We start from the raw sequence: 14,340 nt of genomic DNA, 5'->3' as shown, positions 1-14,340 counted from the left end.
GGGGCGCCGGTCACGACCGGCGCAACCCGGACACGCGAAACGGCCCTCCAGATGATCTCTGGAGGGCCGTTCTCCGTGGTAGCGGGGACAGGATTTGAACCTGCGACCTCTGGGTTATGAGCCCAGCGAGCTACCGAGCTGCTCCACCCCGCGTCGGCGCCGTTAACATTAGCGCACTCGGCCCGCCGTCCGCAAAACGGGGGCGGAAACTGATCGGCGGCCGCCGGTGGCGGCCGCCGATCAGGGAGAACGCACAGGTCAGCCGCCGGTACCCGGAGACGGCGACGGGCTCGGCGTACCGCCGCTGGCGGCCGGTGAGCCGGCCGGGGCCGGAGAGCCACCCGGGGTCGGCGTCCCGGAAGCCGCCTTCTGCGCCTCCTGGAACTCGTTCATCGCCTCGTCCAGGGCCTTCAGGGCCTGGCCATACCGCGCGAAGTCGCCCGACGCCTGGGCCGCCTTCACCTCGGCGATGGCGTTCTGGATCTTCGTCGCGGCGGCGGCCAACTCCGGCGTGAGCTGAGGAGTCCCATCCGACGGGGGTGGCGACGACGGCGGGGTGGTGGTGTCCCCCGTCTGCGGCGGAGGCTGGGTACCGGTGCCGGTGCCGGCCTCCTTGCCCTGCCGGACGAGTTCCTTGACCCCCTCCTCCAGGCTGTTCGCGAGGGCGACGTACTGGCCGCCGTCACCGTACGAGATCAGCACCCGCTGGAGCAGCGGATACGCGTTCTGCTGGTTGCTCTTCACGTACACCGGCTCGACGTAGAGCATCCCGTCGCCGAACGGCAGCGAGAGCAGGTTGCCGTACTGCACCTGCGCCTGGTTCGAGGTGAGCCAGTTGAGCTGCTGTCGGATGGTCGCGTTGTTGGTCATGTTCTGGTGGACCTGGACCGGCCCCGAGATCGCCGTCTGGTCGGGCAGCTCCAGCACCTCCAGCCGGGGCTGGCCGTCGACGTACGACCCACTGATCAACGCGGCGAGGTTCTGCCGCCCGACGGGGGTGACCGCCGAGGTGAGCTGGAAGCGCGGCCCCTCCTGCTCCGGGAACTGGGTGTACAGGTAGTACGGCGGCTGCTTCTTCCCGCTGTCCGGAGCGTCCGGGGCGTTCGGCACCTCCCAGAAGTCCTGCCCCGAGAAGAACTCGGACGGGTTCGTCACGTGGAACTTCGCCAGCAGGTTGCGCTGCACCTTGAACAGGTCGGCCGGGTAACGGAAGTGTTCGGCCAGCTCGGCGGGAATCTCCGACTTCGGGATCACCAGGTCACCGCCGAAGGCCTTGTTCCACGCCTTCAGCACCGGGTCCTGGTCGTCCACCTCGTAGAGCCGGACCGTGCCGTCGTACGCGTCGACCGTGGCCTTGACCGAGTTCCGGATGTAGTTGATGTTCTCGCGGGCCAGCTCGAACGTGCCGAGGCCGGTCAGCTCGTCGGCCGTCTCCTCCTGGAGGTTGATCTGCTGGGAGTACGGGTAGGTGGCCGCGGTGGTGTAGCCGTCCAGGATCCAGACGATCCGGCCACCGACCACCGCCGGGTACGGGTCGCCGTCCAGGGTGAGGAACGGCGCCACCTTCTCCACCCGGTCCCGCGGGTTCCGCACGTAGAGGAGCTTGGAGTTGGCGTTGACCGCCTCGGAGAGGAGGAAGTTCGGCTCCTGCTCCTTGATCGCGTAGAGCAGTCGGCGCCCGAACGAGCCGATGTCGACCCCGCCCGAGCCGGTGTAGGTGTAGCCGCCCTCGCCCTCCTGGCTGGTCGGCCGGTCGAACTCGACGTGGCGGTTGGGGTCGGTCTGCCCGACGATCGCGTAGTCGCCGTCGTCCATCTGCTCGCCGTAGTAGATCCGCGGCTGATCGACCACGATCTGCTCGGTCGCCGAGGAGCAGCCCTCCTGGCGCTGCTCCCCGAGGAAGCCGGAGACGAAGTACGGCTGGCCGCCGCAGACCACCCGGTTGGCCGGGGCGCTGACCATGCCGTAGCCGTGGGTGTAGATGGTGTGCCGGTTGATCCAGTTGCTCTGCTGGTCGGTCAGCTTCAGGTAGTTGATCTCGCGCATCCCGACGACGACGTCCTGGGTCTTGCCGCCGATCTGGTAGCGGTCGATGTCGAGCTTCTCCCCGAAGTCGTAGAAGCTGCGCACCTGCTGCGCGAGCGTGTACGTCTCGGAGACCAGCTGCGGGTCGAGCAACCGGACGTTCGGCACCACGTTGGTGTCGGTGGCCAGGCTCTCCGGTGGCCTGAGGTTGGACGCGCTGTACGGGATGACCTTGGTGTCCGCGAGGCCGAAGGCGGCCCGGGTGGCGTCGATGCTCCGCTGGATGTAGACCGCTTCCTTGTCCTTCACGCTCGGCCGCACCTCGAAGGTCTGCACCGCCCACGGGTAGATGCCGCCGATCGCCACCGCCGAGATACCGAGCAGGGCGAGGGAGATGCCGGGCCAGACCAGGTTCCGCATCACGGCGTTGGAGAAGACGATGATCGCGATCGCGACCACGATCGAGATGTACGCCAGGATCTCCTTCGCCGGCAGCAGGGCGTTGATGGCGGCGTACCCAGCCCCGTAGAGGTCGACCCCCTCGTTGAACTCCAGCAGCATGGCCCGGCGGTCCAGGACGTACGCGACCGCCTTGAGCAGGACGAAGACCGCGACCAGCGTGGTCAGGTGGGCCCGGGCGGCGGTGGTCATCCGGTCGCCGACCCCCTGGAGCCGTACCCCGCCGAAGATGTAGTGCATCGCGAGCGAACCGATCACCGCCAGCACCACGGCGGTGAACCCGACGCCGAGCAGGTAGCGCAGGAACGGGAACTGGAAGACGTAGAAGCCGACGTCGATGTGGAATTCGGGATCCCGCACCCCGAAGTTCTGCGAATTGCGGAAGAGCATCCACTGGGCCCAGCGGGTCTGCGCGGAGAGCCCGGCGAAGAACCCGACGATCACCCCGATCGCGGCGAGCCAGATGCCGATCCGCGGCGTCAGGATCGAACGGTAGCGCTCCAGGGTCACCTGCTCGGGCGAGTTCGGCCGCAGCAGCGGTCGCAGCCGGTAGGCCAGCCACATGTTGCCGGCGACCAGCAACGCCATGGCCAGCCCGACCACGACGAAGAGCAGGATCCGGGTGACCAGCACGCCGGTGAAGACCTGCGTGTAGTCGACCTCCTGGAACCAGAGCCAGTCGGTCCAGGCCTGGACGCCCCAGCCGAGCAGGGTGAGAAGCAGAAACACCCCGAGGAGGACGCCCACCGTGGCGCGGCCGCGCCGGCTCATTCTTGGTAGGGGGCTGCTACGCATGACCACTGTTGGCTCCGCACGTTCGGAAGTGACCGGCTCTGATCAGGCACCTAGACTACGGGGTATTCCTGGGTCTGATCGGTCCGCCGTCAACGAGGCGGCGAATCGGGCACGCCGAACGACGGACGCGTGCCGCCCGGGGCAGCCGCGGCCGACGCCGCGGACGGAGCCGGATCCTCCGGAAAGACGGATCCGGTGGCGGGGTCGGCAGCCGGGTCAGCAGTGCGGCGGCTCGCCCCCGGCGCGGATGGTCGCCAGGGCGGCGAGCGCGTCCTGGAGGGTGGCGACCCGGGCCATCGGGAGTCCGGGCTGGGCGTTGCGCACGGCCTCCGCGCAGTTGTCGGCCGGCACGAGGAAGTACGTCGCCCCCGCGCGCTTCGCCCCGACGAGCTTCTGCGGGATACCGCCGATCGGGCCGACCTCGCCCTCGTCGTTGATGGTGCCGGTGCCCGCGATGATCCGACCGCCGGTGAGGTCCTCCGCGGTGAGCTTGTCGATGATTCCGAGCGCGAACATCAGGCCGGCGCTCGGCCCGCCGATGTTGCCGAGATCGATCTTCAGATCGAACGGGTGCGGCTGCCGCTGTTCGACCTCGACGCCGATCCGGGGCGGCCCGCCGTCCGTGGCGCGGGTCACGATGGTCGCGGTCGCCGGCGCGCCGTCGCGGGTGTAGCCGATGGTGAGCGCCGTACCGGCCGGCTGGGCCTGCACCAGCCTGGTGAGGGTCCCCGCGGTCGGTACCGGCTTGTCGTCGACCGAGGTGATGATGTCGCCGGCCTTCAGGATCCCCTCGGAGGCGCCGCCGGCGACGACGTTCTTGACCACCACCTGCACCGGGTAGCCGAGTTCGCGCAGGGCCGCCGTCTCCGCGCTGGTCTGGGAGGCGGCGAAGTCCTCGGCGTTGCGCCGCTCCACCTCCTGCTGCGTCTCACCCGGCGGGTAGATCAGCTCGTACGGCACCACCGCCTCGTCGGAGGAGAGCCAGCCGGCGATCGCGGTGAGGAGTTTGACGTCGGGCTGGACCCCGACCGTGGTCAGTCGCAGTTGCCCCGCCGAGGTGGAGGTCTCCCGGCCGGACACCTGGATCACCTCCTTGTCGTCCTGCCGGCCCAGGGTGTCCACGGTCGGGCCCGGGCCGAGCACGACGTACGGGATGGGAGCGGCGAGCACGCCGAGACTGAGCAGGGCGGTGATCACCGCGCCGAGCAGAACCGTGACACCGCGACGTCTCATAGGGCGAAGCGTACCCATGCGCCGGGGACTCGCCGGCGACCGAACCCCGGTCTCCGCCCGGTGGCGGCTCACCGCCGCCCCGGAGGCTCCCCGACCCTGGTGCGACCCGGATTTCCCCTCTCAGCGCAACACCTGGACGGGCGTCCGGCTGGGCCGCGCGCGTACCGTGGACGGGTGCCTGATATCCCGTTCGGCTTCGCCCTCCCGGGTGGTCAACCGCCCGACCCCAACGACCCGCGGCAGATGCAGCAGTTCATGGCCCAGCTTCACCAACTGTTCGCCGCCCCGGGCAGCGGCCCGGTCAACTGGGACCTGGCCCGCCAGGTCGCGGCCAGCCAGCTCGCCGCCGCCGGCGACCCGGCCGTGACGCCGTACGAGCGCAACGCGGTCGAGGAGGCGCTGCGCCTGGCCGACCTGTGGCTCGATCCCGCCTCGGCACATCCGTCCGGCATCCGCGTCTCGCTGGCCTGGAACCGGAACGAGTGGATCTACAAGACCCTCGACGTCTGGCGGAAGCTCTGCGACCCGGTGGCGGGGCGGATGGTGAGCGCGATGAGCGACCTGGTGCCGCCGGAGGCCCGGGCGCAGCTCGGGCCGATGCAGTCGATGCTCACCACCCTCGGCGGGGCGCTCTTCGGCGGCCAGCTCGGTCAGGCGCTCGGGTCGCTCGCCGCCGAGGTGCTCTCGGCCGGCGACATCGGTCTCCCGCTCGGTCCGGCCGGCACGGCCGCACTCGTCCCGGCCAACATCAAGAGGTACGGCGAGGGCCTCGAACTCCCCGAGGACGAGGTACGGCTCTACGTCGCGCTGCGTGAGGCGGCGCACCAGCGACTCTTCCAGCACGTGCCGTGGCTGCGCGGCCACGTCCTCAGCGCCGTGGAGGTGTACGCGGCCGGCATCACGGTGAACCGGGAGGCGATCGAGGAGGCGATGGGCCGGCTCGATCCGATGAACCCGGAGTCGCTCCAGGCGCTGGCGCTGGAGGGGATCTTCACCCCGGAGGACACCCCGGCGCAGAAGGCCTCGTTGGCCCGGCTGGAGACCACGCTGGCCCTGGTCGAGGGGTGGGTCTGCCACGTCGTCGACGCCGCCGCCTCGGGCCGCCTGCCCAACGCCAACCGGCTCAGCGAGGCGTTCCGGCGGAGGCGGGCCGCCGGTGGCCCGGCCGAGCAGACGTTCGCGGCCCTGGTCGGGCTGGAGCTGCGTCCCCGCCGGCTTCGCGAGGCGGCGGCGCTCTGGGCGGCGCTGACCGAGCACCGGGGGATCGCCGGCCGGGACGCGCTCTGGGGCCACCCGGACCTGCTCCCCGCCGAGGAGGACTTCGCCGACCCGCAGGCCTTCGCCCGGTCCCAGCTCGACCTCAGAGACCTGGAGGACCTCGACTTCGGCACCGCCGAGAGGGCGGCGGAGCCGGATCAGGAGCGGCCGGACGAGCCGGACGACTCCGGCCCGGGACAGACCGGATAGCCGCCCCGGATTCGAGCCGGGCGACGGTGCGGGCAGGTGGGGCCGGTCCGGTCAGCCGAACGGATGGGGCCGGGCCGGTCAGCCGCCGAGCAGCATCCGTGTGGTGTCCCACCCCTCGACCGCCGGATCCAGCGTGGCGACGTCCGCGGCGGCCCGGATCCTGCGCCAACCCGGGGTGACGGCGACCTCGCCCGGTCGCGGTGCGGCGCTCCGGAGCTGGCCGGTGGTGGCGGTGTCGAGGTCCAGCTCCGGCAGCCAGGCCGGCACCGGCAGCCGGGCCGCCACCCCGAGCAGCCCCGGACCGGAGCCGAGCGCGGGAGCGACCGCGACGGCCCGGGTGGTCAGCGGACGCAGCAGCTTGCCGAGGAGCAGCCCTGGCAGGTCCGGTACGTCGGCGGCGATGACGGCCGCCTGGTCGTACCCGTCGGCGGCCGCGGCGGCGAACGCCGCGCCGACCCGGGGAGCCGGCAGCTCGTAGACCGGCATGCCGGGCCAGGCGACCGCCTCCGCCAGTGGCCGGTCGACGGCGGTGGCGCCGAGGGCGGCGTCCACCTCGCGCAGGGTGGCGACCAGGTCGACCACGTCCTCGGCGAGGGCGGAGCGCCACTGGTCGGGGCTGGTCCCCGGCGGCGCCCACGGGACAGGTCCGAGCATCACCACGATCACACGGCGGGCCACCCGCTCGACCCTAGTACGCGGACCGGTGCCCGCTCAGTCGGCCAGGGCTATCCCGGCGGCCGCCGCGACCCCCTCCAGGTAGCCCCGGGCACGTTCCGCCTTCGGGTACCGCCCCACCAGGGCCCAGAACCGCGCGTCGTGGCTGGGCACCACGAGGTGGGCCAACTCGTGCAGCAACACGTAATCGATCACCCAGTCCGGCATTTCCTGGATCCGGTGGGAGATCCGAATCGTGCGATCGGCGGGCGTACATGAACCCCAACGACCATTCTGATTCGTCACCCACCGGACGCTCGCCGGCACCGCGGTTCCACCATGCTCGCTCAGATAGCGGTCGACGAGGCGTCGGGACCGAAGCAGCAGTTCCTCGTCGGACCGTCCGGCCCGCTCCTCGCGGGCGGCGAGCCGGGCGAGCATCCGGTCCACCCACTCGCTCTCCTCGGCCCGGGAGAACTGGTCAGGGATGAGGACCACGACGCGCTCGCCGTCCCGATACGCGGACACCGTCCGACGCCGGCGCTGACTGCGCCGCACCTCGACGACCGGCTTGCGCGCCCCCGCCATTAGCGGACCACGCAGCCCCGGGTTCCGTTCACGATGGAAAACTAATGCTTACCGACCCGGGGACCGCAAGAGTCAACACCGAGATTGCTGCCAGAAAAATACTGGTTAGGCCCGAACAGTCCAGAAAAAATTCATTGCGATGATCGCCGGTTAGCCCCTCGGGCCGCACCGGCCGTCCCCGATCGAGACGGCGGGGCATCGTTGACAACGGTAGACGATCATGCCTGGCTCCCGCGTGGGCACCTCGGGCCCCCCGTTCGCCAGGGTTCATCCGGCGTGTCCCTGCGAAACTGACTTATCCGACCTATTCCGGCATGCACACTCTGGTCGTCGGCTTCCTCACAGTGTCGACAGATTGCTGACATGGAACTGCCCAGATCTGGGTAGGGTCCGCGGACCGGCGGTCACAGCGGTGACCGCGGAGAAACCCCAGCGCTGGCGCCTACGTGGCCCGCTGCCGGGCGCACGTCAGGCTCGAGAGAGCCGGCGGAGGAGACGAGGAGGGCACCGTGGCCGATAAGGCCCAGACCTACAACGGATACTGCGTGAAGTGCAAGGAGAAGCGTGACTTCGAGGGCAACGTCGAGGTTTCCAAGACGGGGATGAACATGGCCAAGGGGAAGTGTCCGGTCTGTGGCACGACCGTCAACCGGATCCTCGGCAAGGCCAAGGTCTGACCCGGCAATCATGTGCACTGCGGGGAGGGGTGGCCAGGCCACCCCTCCCCGCTTTCCGCGGACTGTCGCGGTACGGACACCAGCCGTCGTGTCAGCGCGGCGACACGAGTTACCTTCCGGTTGTGGAAAACGAGCCGAATCCTGTGGATAGGGCAGTGCACAGCGCCACCGGGCTGTGGACGAACGCCGGCACCGTCGCCCTGAGCGGTGACAGCCTGTCTCGCCATGACCCGAAGCGTCCTGCCTCGTCCCACCCTGCTACCCGGCCTCGCCCGGCTCTGGCGTGACCGTCACACCCTCCAACTCGGCCTCGACCCGCGCCATGCGGTCCTGCTCGAGGTGGCCAATCCCGCGGCCGCCCGGCTGCTTGACCTGCTCGACGGCACCCGGAGCGAGCGGGCCATCCTGGACCACGCCGTCACCGTCAACGTCACCCGGGACGACGCCCGCGCCCTGATCGACACGCTTCGCGCGGCGGGCCTGGTCGTCGCCGCGCACACGCTTCTCCCCACCGACCTGCCCGAGCCGGCCCGGCAGCGGCTCGCCGCCGAGGCCGCGGCGCTCGCCCGGCGGGTGCCGGACCTCTCCGGTACCCCGGCCCAGGTGCTCCGCCGGCGCGCCGCCGCCCGGGTCGTGGTGACCGGGCGAGGCCGGCTCGCCGCCCCGGTCGCGATCGCCCTGGCCCAGTCGGGGGTGGGGCACGTCCACCCCGACCTGGCCGGCCAGGTCGTCCCCACCGACACCGCCGGTGGCGGGCTGCTCGCCGCCGACATCCGGCGGCCCCGGGCCGCCGCCGTGGCGGACGCGATCGTCCGCTGCGCACCCGGTACCGACGTCCGGCCCGTCCGACGCGGCCGGGTCGACCTGGTGGTCCAGGTGGGGGTGGACCGTCCCGCCGGGCTGCTCGCCGCCGCGTACGCGCAGCGCCGACAACCGCACCTGCTGCTGGACCTGCGCGACGGCACCCCGGTGATCGGCCCACTGGTGCCCGCGAACGGCTCGCCCTGCCTGAACTGCATCGACCTGCACCGGCAGGACCGCGACCCGGGCTGGCCCCACCTCGCCGCCCAGCTGACCGCCGGCACCACGCCGGAGCCCTGCCTGGTCGCCACCCTGATCGCGGCCACCGGGTACGCCGTGGCCGAGGCCCTCGCCTTCCTGGACGGCGCCGCCGGGGAGACGCTGGGCGGAGCCGTGGAGGTCACCGGACCGGGCCAGGTCCGGCGCCGCACCTGGCCACCCCACCCCGCCTGCGGGTGCGGTCGCCGGGGACGGCGGCGCGCGGACCCGCCATAGGCCGCCACCGGTGGGGGACGGACCGACCGCCTCGGGCGGAACAGCCGCCAAACCGGGCACGACCTCGGGGATGACGTGGCCCGGGCCACCCGCCGACACCGGCCGCAACACCGTTGAGTCGGTAACAATGATCTGGTGACCGACATCCCACGCCGCGCCGTCTCTCGGACCGCCAAGCTCGCCGCTCTGCCGCTCGGCTTCGCGGGCCGGACCGTGCTCGGCGTGGGCAAGCGGGTGACCGGGCTCGCCTCCGAGGTCATCTCGACCGAGATCCAACAGCGCACCGCCGAGCAGCTGTTCAGCGTCCTCGGGCAGCTCAAGGGCGGCGCGATGAAGTTCGGTCAGGCCCTGTCGGTCTTCGAGGCCGCGCTGCCCGACGAGATCGCCGCACCGTACCGGCAGGCGCTGACCAAGCTCCAGGAGGCGGCGCCGCCACTGCCCGTGGCGACCGTGCACCAGGTGCTCGCCGAACAGCTCGGCCCCGACTGGCGGTCGTACTTCGTCGAGTTCGACGACAGGCCGGCGGCGGCGGCGAGCATCGGCCAGGTGCACCGGGCGATCTGGCGGACCGAGCCCTCGGCCGGACGACGCCGGGGTGCCCGGGCGACGGCGCGGTCCGCCGCCACCCGCCCGGACGCCGTCGGCGGGCGCCCGGTGGCGGTCAAGGTGCAGTACCCGGGCGCCGGACCGGCCCTGCTCTCCGACCTGAAGCAGCTGTCCCGGCTCAGCGCGATGTTCCGGGCCATCCAACCCGGCCTGGACATCAAGCCGCTGCTCGCCGAACTCCGCGCCCGGATCAGCGAGGAGCTCGACTACGAGTTGGAGGCGGAGTCCCAGCGGGCCTTCGCCGCGGCGTACGCGGACGACCCGGAGATCTTCGTCCCCGACGTGGTGGCGGCGGCGCCGCAGGTGCTGGTGACGGACTGGGTCGAGGGCACGCCACTCTCCCAGATCATCGACTCCGGCACCCAGGCCGAGCGGGACCGGGCCGGCCGGCTGATGGCCACCCTGCACTTCTCCGCGCCGATGCGGGTCGGCCTGCTGCACGCGGACCCGCACCCCGGCAACTTCCGGCTGCTCCCCGACGGCCGGCTCGGGGTGATCGACTTTGGCGGGGTGGCTCGGCTCCCCGGCGGGCACCCGGAGCCGATCGGCCGGCTGGTCCGGCTCGCGCTCGCCGGCGACGCCGAGGCGGTGGTCGCCGGCCTCCGCGAGGAGGGTTTCATTCCGGCGGACAACAAGATCGACGCCCAGGCGGTGCTCGACTTCCTGATGCCGATCCTGCAACCCCTCTCGGTGGAGGAGTTCCGGTTCACCAGGGCCTGGTTGCGGGTCGAGGCGGCCCGGATCGCCAACCCCCGGTCACCGGCCTACCAGCTGGGCCGGCAGCTCAACCTGCCGCCGTCGTACCTGTTGATCCACCGGGTGACCCTGGGGTCGATCGGGGTGCTCTGCCAACTGGAGGCGAAGGCCCCCTACCGCAGCATCGTGGAGCGCTGGCTGCCCGGTTTCGCGCCGGTGCCCTAGCCTGCCGGGTATCCCGCGCGACGGCCAGCCCGGCCGCGGTCACCCCACAGCCCAAAAGGCCCGGTGCGGTGGATCGTCACCGCACCGGGCCTCCCATCGCCGCCGGCACCGGCGGCGGTTCACTCGGGTCGGCCCGGGCCGACGTGCCTACAGGACGCCCAGTTCGCGAGCGGCCCGGCGGCGGGCCCGGATGGCGACGCTACGGGCGGAACGGGATGCCTCAGTGCTCGTGGTATGACCGGCCTGAGGCTCCCGCATTCGGGCCCGGGACAACGCTTCGTGGATGAGATACAACCTGGTCACTCCGTTCAGAACGGGCAGGACGGTGTTCGACTGCGCGACCACCGACAGCTCAGCGGATTGCGGCGCCGGTACGAGGCCGGCGAAGGTACGGATCGGGTTCATGTCAGGCCGCCAACCGGACCGCGGTACGCGACTCGGCGAGCCCGCTGGCCGCCAGCCGCGCCTGGGCCTCGACCCGCAGCGCGGCGTCGCGGGCAGCGTCCTCCTTGCGCGGGCGGCCCCGGGGCCGCTTGCGCGGGACCACCGCGCCACGCTCAAAGATCTCGCCGCCCCAGACACCCCAGGGCTCGGCCCGCTCCACCGCACCGGCCAGGCACTCGACGCGCAGCGGGCAGTCCCCGCAGAGCGACTTCGCCAGCTCCAGCTCGGCGGGCGAGTCGGCGAACCACAGGTCGGGGTCGAACTTCCGGCAGGGCAGGTTCGCCTCCAGCTCGACGTTGCCGCCGACGGGGGCCAACGCCAGACTCATCGCCCGGTCACCTCTCTCTCGATTCGATCTCGTAGATCGCTGTTCCGACGTTCTTCGATGTGCGGAAATGACTAAGGCCGCGGATCCCGGTGTGCGGGTTCCGCGGCCTCGAGGTGAGCCGGCTGGTCTGTTTAGACCGGTCTCCCTCGAGGTGGAACACCGCTGACATCCATGCGCTTGACATCGACGCGGATGCCATTGCCCGTGAATCCGGTGGTCCCCTGCTCAGCGGACACGCGGGCCTGACCCAGCTCGGCCTGGGCCAGTACCTGGTGCGCCTGCGGAAGCCGTGGGGTGCCGGCGGCCAGGATGCACCGGGCCTCCGACATCGGAGCGAGGGCAGCAGACAGCGCCGACGGTCGTTCGACGAGATATGTCGTCACCATCGGTGCCACCTCCTGACTCTCACTCGTCGCCAACATCGGACTCAGACCCCTCGTGAGCAGCCCGAACGAGGCCGCTCGCGAGGTGTGTCATGAGGCTATTCCTCATCCCGGGGCGAGGGCAAACGAATTTACGGCCGGATGACAGAAGTCTCTTCCGGAACCACTCCGTCGGCCGTCGCCCCGCTCCCGGGCTCCGCCGACATCAGCACGTCGTCGACCTCGGAGCCGTCGATCAGCGCGAGCACCGCGTCGCCGTAAAGGTTGAGCTTGCGGGGGCCGATGCCGGCGATGGCGAGCAGTTCCTCCGACCGGGTCGGCCGGCGCTCGGCGAGCGCGACCAGGGTGGCGTCGGTGAAGACCACGTACGCGGGGACCTTCTGCGCCCCGGCGACCCGGCTGCGCCACTCCCGGAGCCGGTCGAACAGCCCCTCGTCCAGGTCCGAGGGACAGTCCGCACACCGGCCCAGCTTGCGATCCGCGCCGGAGAGCAGGGTCGCACCACAGACCCGGCAGGAGACGACCCGGTTGCGCGCCCGGTCGGCCTTCCGGCCCGTCGCGCCGTCCGTCCCCCGGCCGGCCGCCCGCCCGCCGCCGGAACGGTCGAACTGGGGCAGGAAGCGGCACGGGCGTCGGGTCCGGCCCCCGGGCGACCGGGCCTGGGCGTACGACAGCCAGAGGAACTCCCGAGCCCGGGTGAGGCCGACGTAGAGCAGCCGCCGCTCCTCCTCCACCTGCTCGGCCGTCCTGGCGTAGCTGGTCGGCAGCGTCCCGTCGGAGAGCCCGACCAGGAACACCGCGTCCCACTCCAGCCCCTTCGCCGAGTGCAGCGAGGCGAGCGTCACACCCTCGACCGTCGGGACGTGCTGGGCGGCGGCACGCCGGGCGAGTTCCGCGCAGAAGTCGGCGAGCGAGATCGCTCGTTCCACGACGGCGACCCCCTCGCTGGCGACCACCGGGCGACCCGGCGCCCTCCCCCCGCCCGCCGCCTCGCCGACCGGCACGATGGCCGGCGTGGCGGCGTACTCCTCGGCGAGTTGGACCAGTGCGGCGAGTGCCTCCCAGCGCTCCCGCGCCGCGCCGCCGGGCGGGGGTCGGTCCGGCGCCCAGCCGACCGCGGCGAGTGCCTCGATCACGGCCGGCACCAGCGGTGCCTGCCCGGGCGTGCTCCGGGTAGCCGCCCGCAGCGCCACCATCGCCTGCCGGATCTCGTCTCGTTCGAAGAAGCGCTCCGCGCCCTGGACCTGGTACGGCACCTCCGCCTCGGCCAGCGCCTTCTCGTACGCCTCCGACTGGGCGTTGGTACGGAACAGGACGGCGATCTCCCGTGCCGGCGTACCGGCGGCGATCAGCTCGCGGCACCGGACCGCGACCGCGGCCGCCTCCGCCGGCTCGTCCGGGAAGATCCGCAGGTCCGGTTCGGGGCCGGGCGGGCGCTGTCCGACCAGCTCCAGCCGCAGCCGAGCCTCGGCGCCGGCGGCCTGCCGGATCACCGCGTTGGCGAGCCCGACCACCTGCGGCGTCGAGCGGTAGTCCCGGACCAGCCGGACCACCACCGCGTTCCGGTGCCGGCGAGGGAAGTCGATCAGGTACCCGGAGGTGGCGCCGGTGAAGGAGTAGATGGTCTGGCTGGCGTCCCCGACCACGGTCAGGTCGTCCCGGCCGCCGAGCCAGGCCTCCAGCAGCCGCTGCTGGAGCGGGTTGACGTCCTGGTACTCGTCGACGACGAAGTGCCGGTACTGGGCGCGGATCTGTTCGGCCACGTCCGGGTGTTCCTCGATGCCCCAGACCGCGGCCCGGAGCATGTCCTCGAAGTCGATCACCCCGTTGGCCCGCTTGGCCTGCTCGTACGCGGCGAAGACCTCGGCCACCTTCGCGGGCTCGAACGGGGTCTCCCGGGCCGCCTTGGCGGCCGCGACGACGTACTCCCCGGGCTCGACCAGCGAGGACTTGGCCCACTCGATCTCGCCGGCCAGGTCGCGGGCGGCGGCCCGGTCGGTGCGCAGCCCGGCCCGGGCGGCGGCCAGGGTGACCAGCCGCACCTTGCTGTCCAGCAGCTCCGGCATCTCCCGCCCACCCAGCAGCCGGGGGGCGAAGTAGCGGACCTGTCGGAGGGCGGCGCCGTGGAAGGTCCGGGCCTGCACCCCGGGAACGCCGAGACCGCCGAGTCGGGCCCGCATCTCCGCCGCCGCCCGCGCCGTGAAGGTGACCGCGAGGACGTGCCCGGCCGCGATCTGGCCGCTGCGCACCCGGTACGCGATCCGGTGGGTGATCGCCCGGGTCTTGCCGGTGCCGGCCCCGGCCAGGATGCAGACCGGCCCGGCCGGCGCGGTCACCGCGCTGCGCTGCTCGGGGTCGAGCCCGGCCAGGATCCGTTCCACGTCTGCGTCAGCCGCCACAGGTAGGAATCATGGCAGCCCTCGCCGACGTTGCACTTTTAGCCTGTGTGATCGACATCCCGTCC

General features: G+C 71.9%; 11 protein-coding genes and 1 tRNA gene. 4 read left to right on the top strand and 8 right to left on the bottom strand.

The genetic code is table 11. The features are described 5' to 3' along the window. Nucleotides 1-76: 76 nt before the first annotated feature. From EF879_RS11565 to EF879_RS11555, 3 genes are all read right to left on the bottom strand, one after another. Nucleotides 77-153, bottom strand: a tRNA-Met gene (locus tag EF879_RS11565). Between the two features lie 105 nt (nt 154-258). Continuing rightward, a complete protein-coding gene (locus EF879_RS11560; RefSeq protein ID WP_199736321.1) occupies nt 259-3,279 on the bottom strand; it encodes a UPF0182 family protein in 3,021 nt (1,006 codons plus the stop codon). A gap of 216 nt (nt 3,280-3,495) precedes the next feature. Continuing rightward, nucleotides 3,496-4,512: a PDZ domain-containing protein gene (locus EF879_RS11555; protein WP_123557703.1), complete on the bottom strand. Its 1,017-nt coding sequence runs from the start codon at nt 4,510-4,512 to the stop codon at nt 3,496-3,498. Between the two features lie 243 nt (nt 4,513-4,755). Between EF879_RS11555 and EF879_RS11550 the strand changes: the two genes are divergently transcribed. Then, nucleotides 4,756-5,979 (top strand): zinc-dependent metalloprotease, encoded by a 1,224-nt coding sequence (locus EF879_RS11550; protein WP_199736382.1) that lies wholly within the window; start codon nt 4,756-4,758, stop codon nt 5,977-5,979. Nucleotides 5,980-6,057: 78 nt separating this feature from the next. Here EF879_RS11550 and EF879_RS11545 read toward each other — a convergent pair whose 3' ends face one another. Together EF879_RS11545 and EF879_RS11540 are read right to left on the bottom strand one after the other, a co-directional pair. Continuing rightward, entirely contained in the window at nt 6,058-6,657 is a 600-nt protein-coding gene (locus EF879_RS11545) for a hypothetical protein (protein WP_123557700.1), read from the bottom strand. 33 nt (nt 6,658-6,690) lie between these two features. Continuing rightward, a complete protein-coding gene (locus EF879_RS11540; RefSeq protein WP_123557698.1) occupies nt 6,691-7,221 on the bottom strand; it encodes a M48 family metallopeptidase in 531 nt (176 codons plus the stop codon). Nucleotides 7,222-7,730: 509 nt separating this feature from the next. Here EF879_RS11540 and EF879_RS27595 point away from each other — a divergent pair. The 3 genes from EF879_RS27595 to EF879_RS11530 all read left to right on the top strand — a co-directional run bounded on the left by EF879_RS27595 (nt 7,731) and on the right by EF879_RS11530 (nt 10,721). Continuing rightward, nucleotides 7,731-7,898, top strand: a complete 168-nt coding sequence (locus EF879_RS27595; RefSeq protein WP_199736319.1) for a DUF5679 domain-containing protein — start codon at nt 7,731-7,733, stop codon at nt 7,896-7,898. A gap of 225 nt (nt 7,899-8,123) precedes the next feature. Continuing rightward, nucleotides 8,124-9,194 (top strand): PqqD family protein, encoded by a 1,071-nt coding sequence (locus EF879_RS11535; protein ID WP_123557696.1) that lies wholly within the window; start codon nt 8,124-8,126, stop codon nt 9,192-9,194. Nucleotides 9,195-9,329: 135 nt separating this feature from the next. Continuing rightward, nucleotides 9,330-10,721 (top strand): AarF/ABC1/UbiB kinase family protein, encoded by a 1,392-nt coding sequence (locus tag EF879_RS11530; protein ID WP_123557694.1) that lies wholly within the window; start codon nt 9,330-9,332, stop codon nt 10,719-10,721. 406 nt (nt 10,722-11,127) lie between these two features. On the opposite strand, the gene EF879_RS11520 is transcribed toward EF879_RS11530, so the two are convergent. From EF879_RS11520 to EF879_RS11510, 3 genes are all read right to left on the bottom strand, one after another. Then, entirely contained in the window at nt 11,128-11,493 is a 366-nt protein-coding gene (locus EF879_RS11520; RefSeq protein WP_123557692.1) for a WhiB family transcriptional regulator, read from the bottom strand. Nucleotides 11,494-11,624: 131 nt separating this feature from the next. Next, entirely contained in the window at nt 11,625-11,879 is a 255-nt protein-coding gene (locus EF879_RS11515) for a hypothetical protein (protein ID WP_123558376.1), read from the bottom strand. 128 nt (nt 11,880-12,007) lie between these two features. Next, a complete protein-coding gene (locus tag EF879_RS11510; protein WP_123557690.1) occupies nt 12,008-14,275 on the bottom strand; it encodes an ATP-dependent DNA helicase UvrD2 in 2,268 nt (755 codons plus the stop codon). Between the last annotated feature and the right edge of the window lie 65 nt (nt 14,276-14,340).

Origin of the sequence: Micromonospora sp. HM5-17 (assembly GCF_003762835.1) — a bacterium.
In the GTDB taxonomy this organism is placed as follows: domain Bacteria; phylum Actinomycetota; class Actinomycetes; order Mycobacteriales; family Micromonosporaceae; genus Plantactinospora.
Note: the sequence above shows the minus strand (reverse complement) of the source record. Positions and strands in the feature narration are given on the sequence as shown.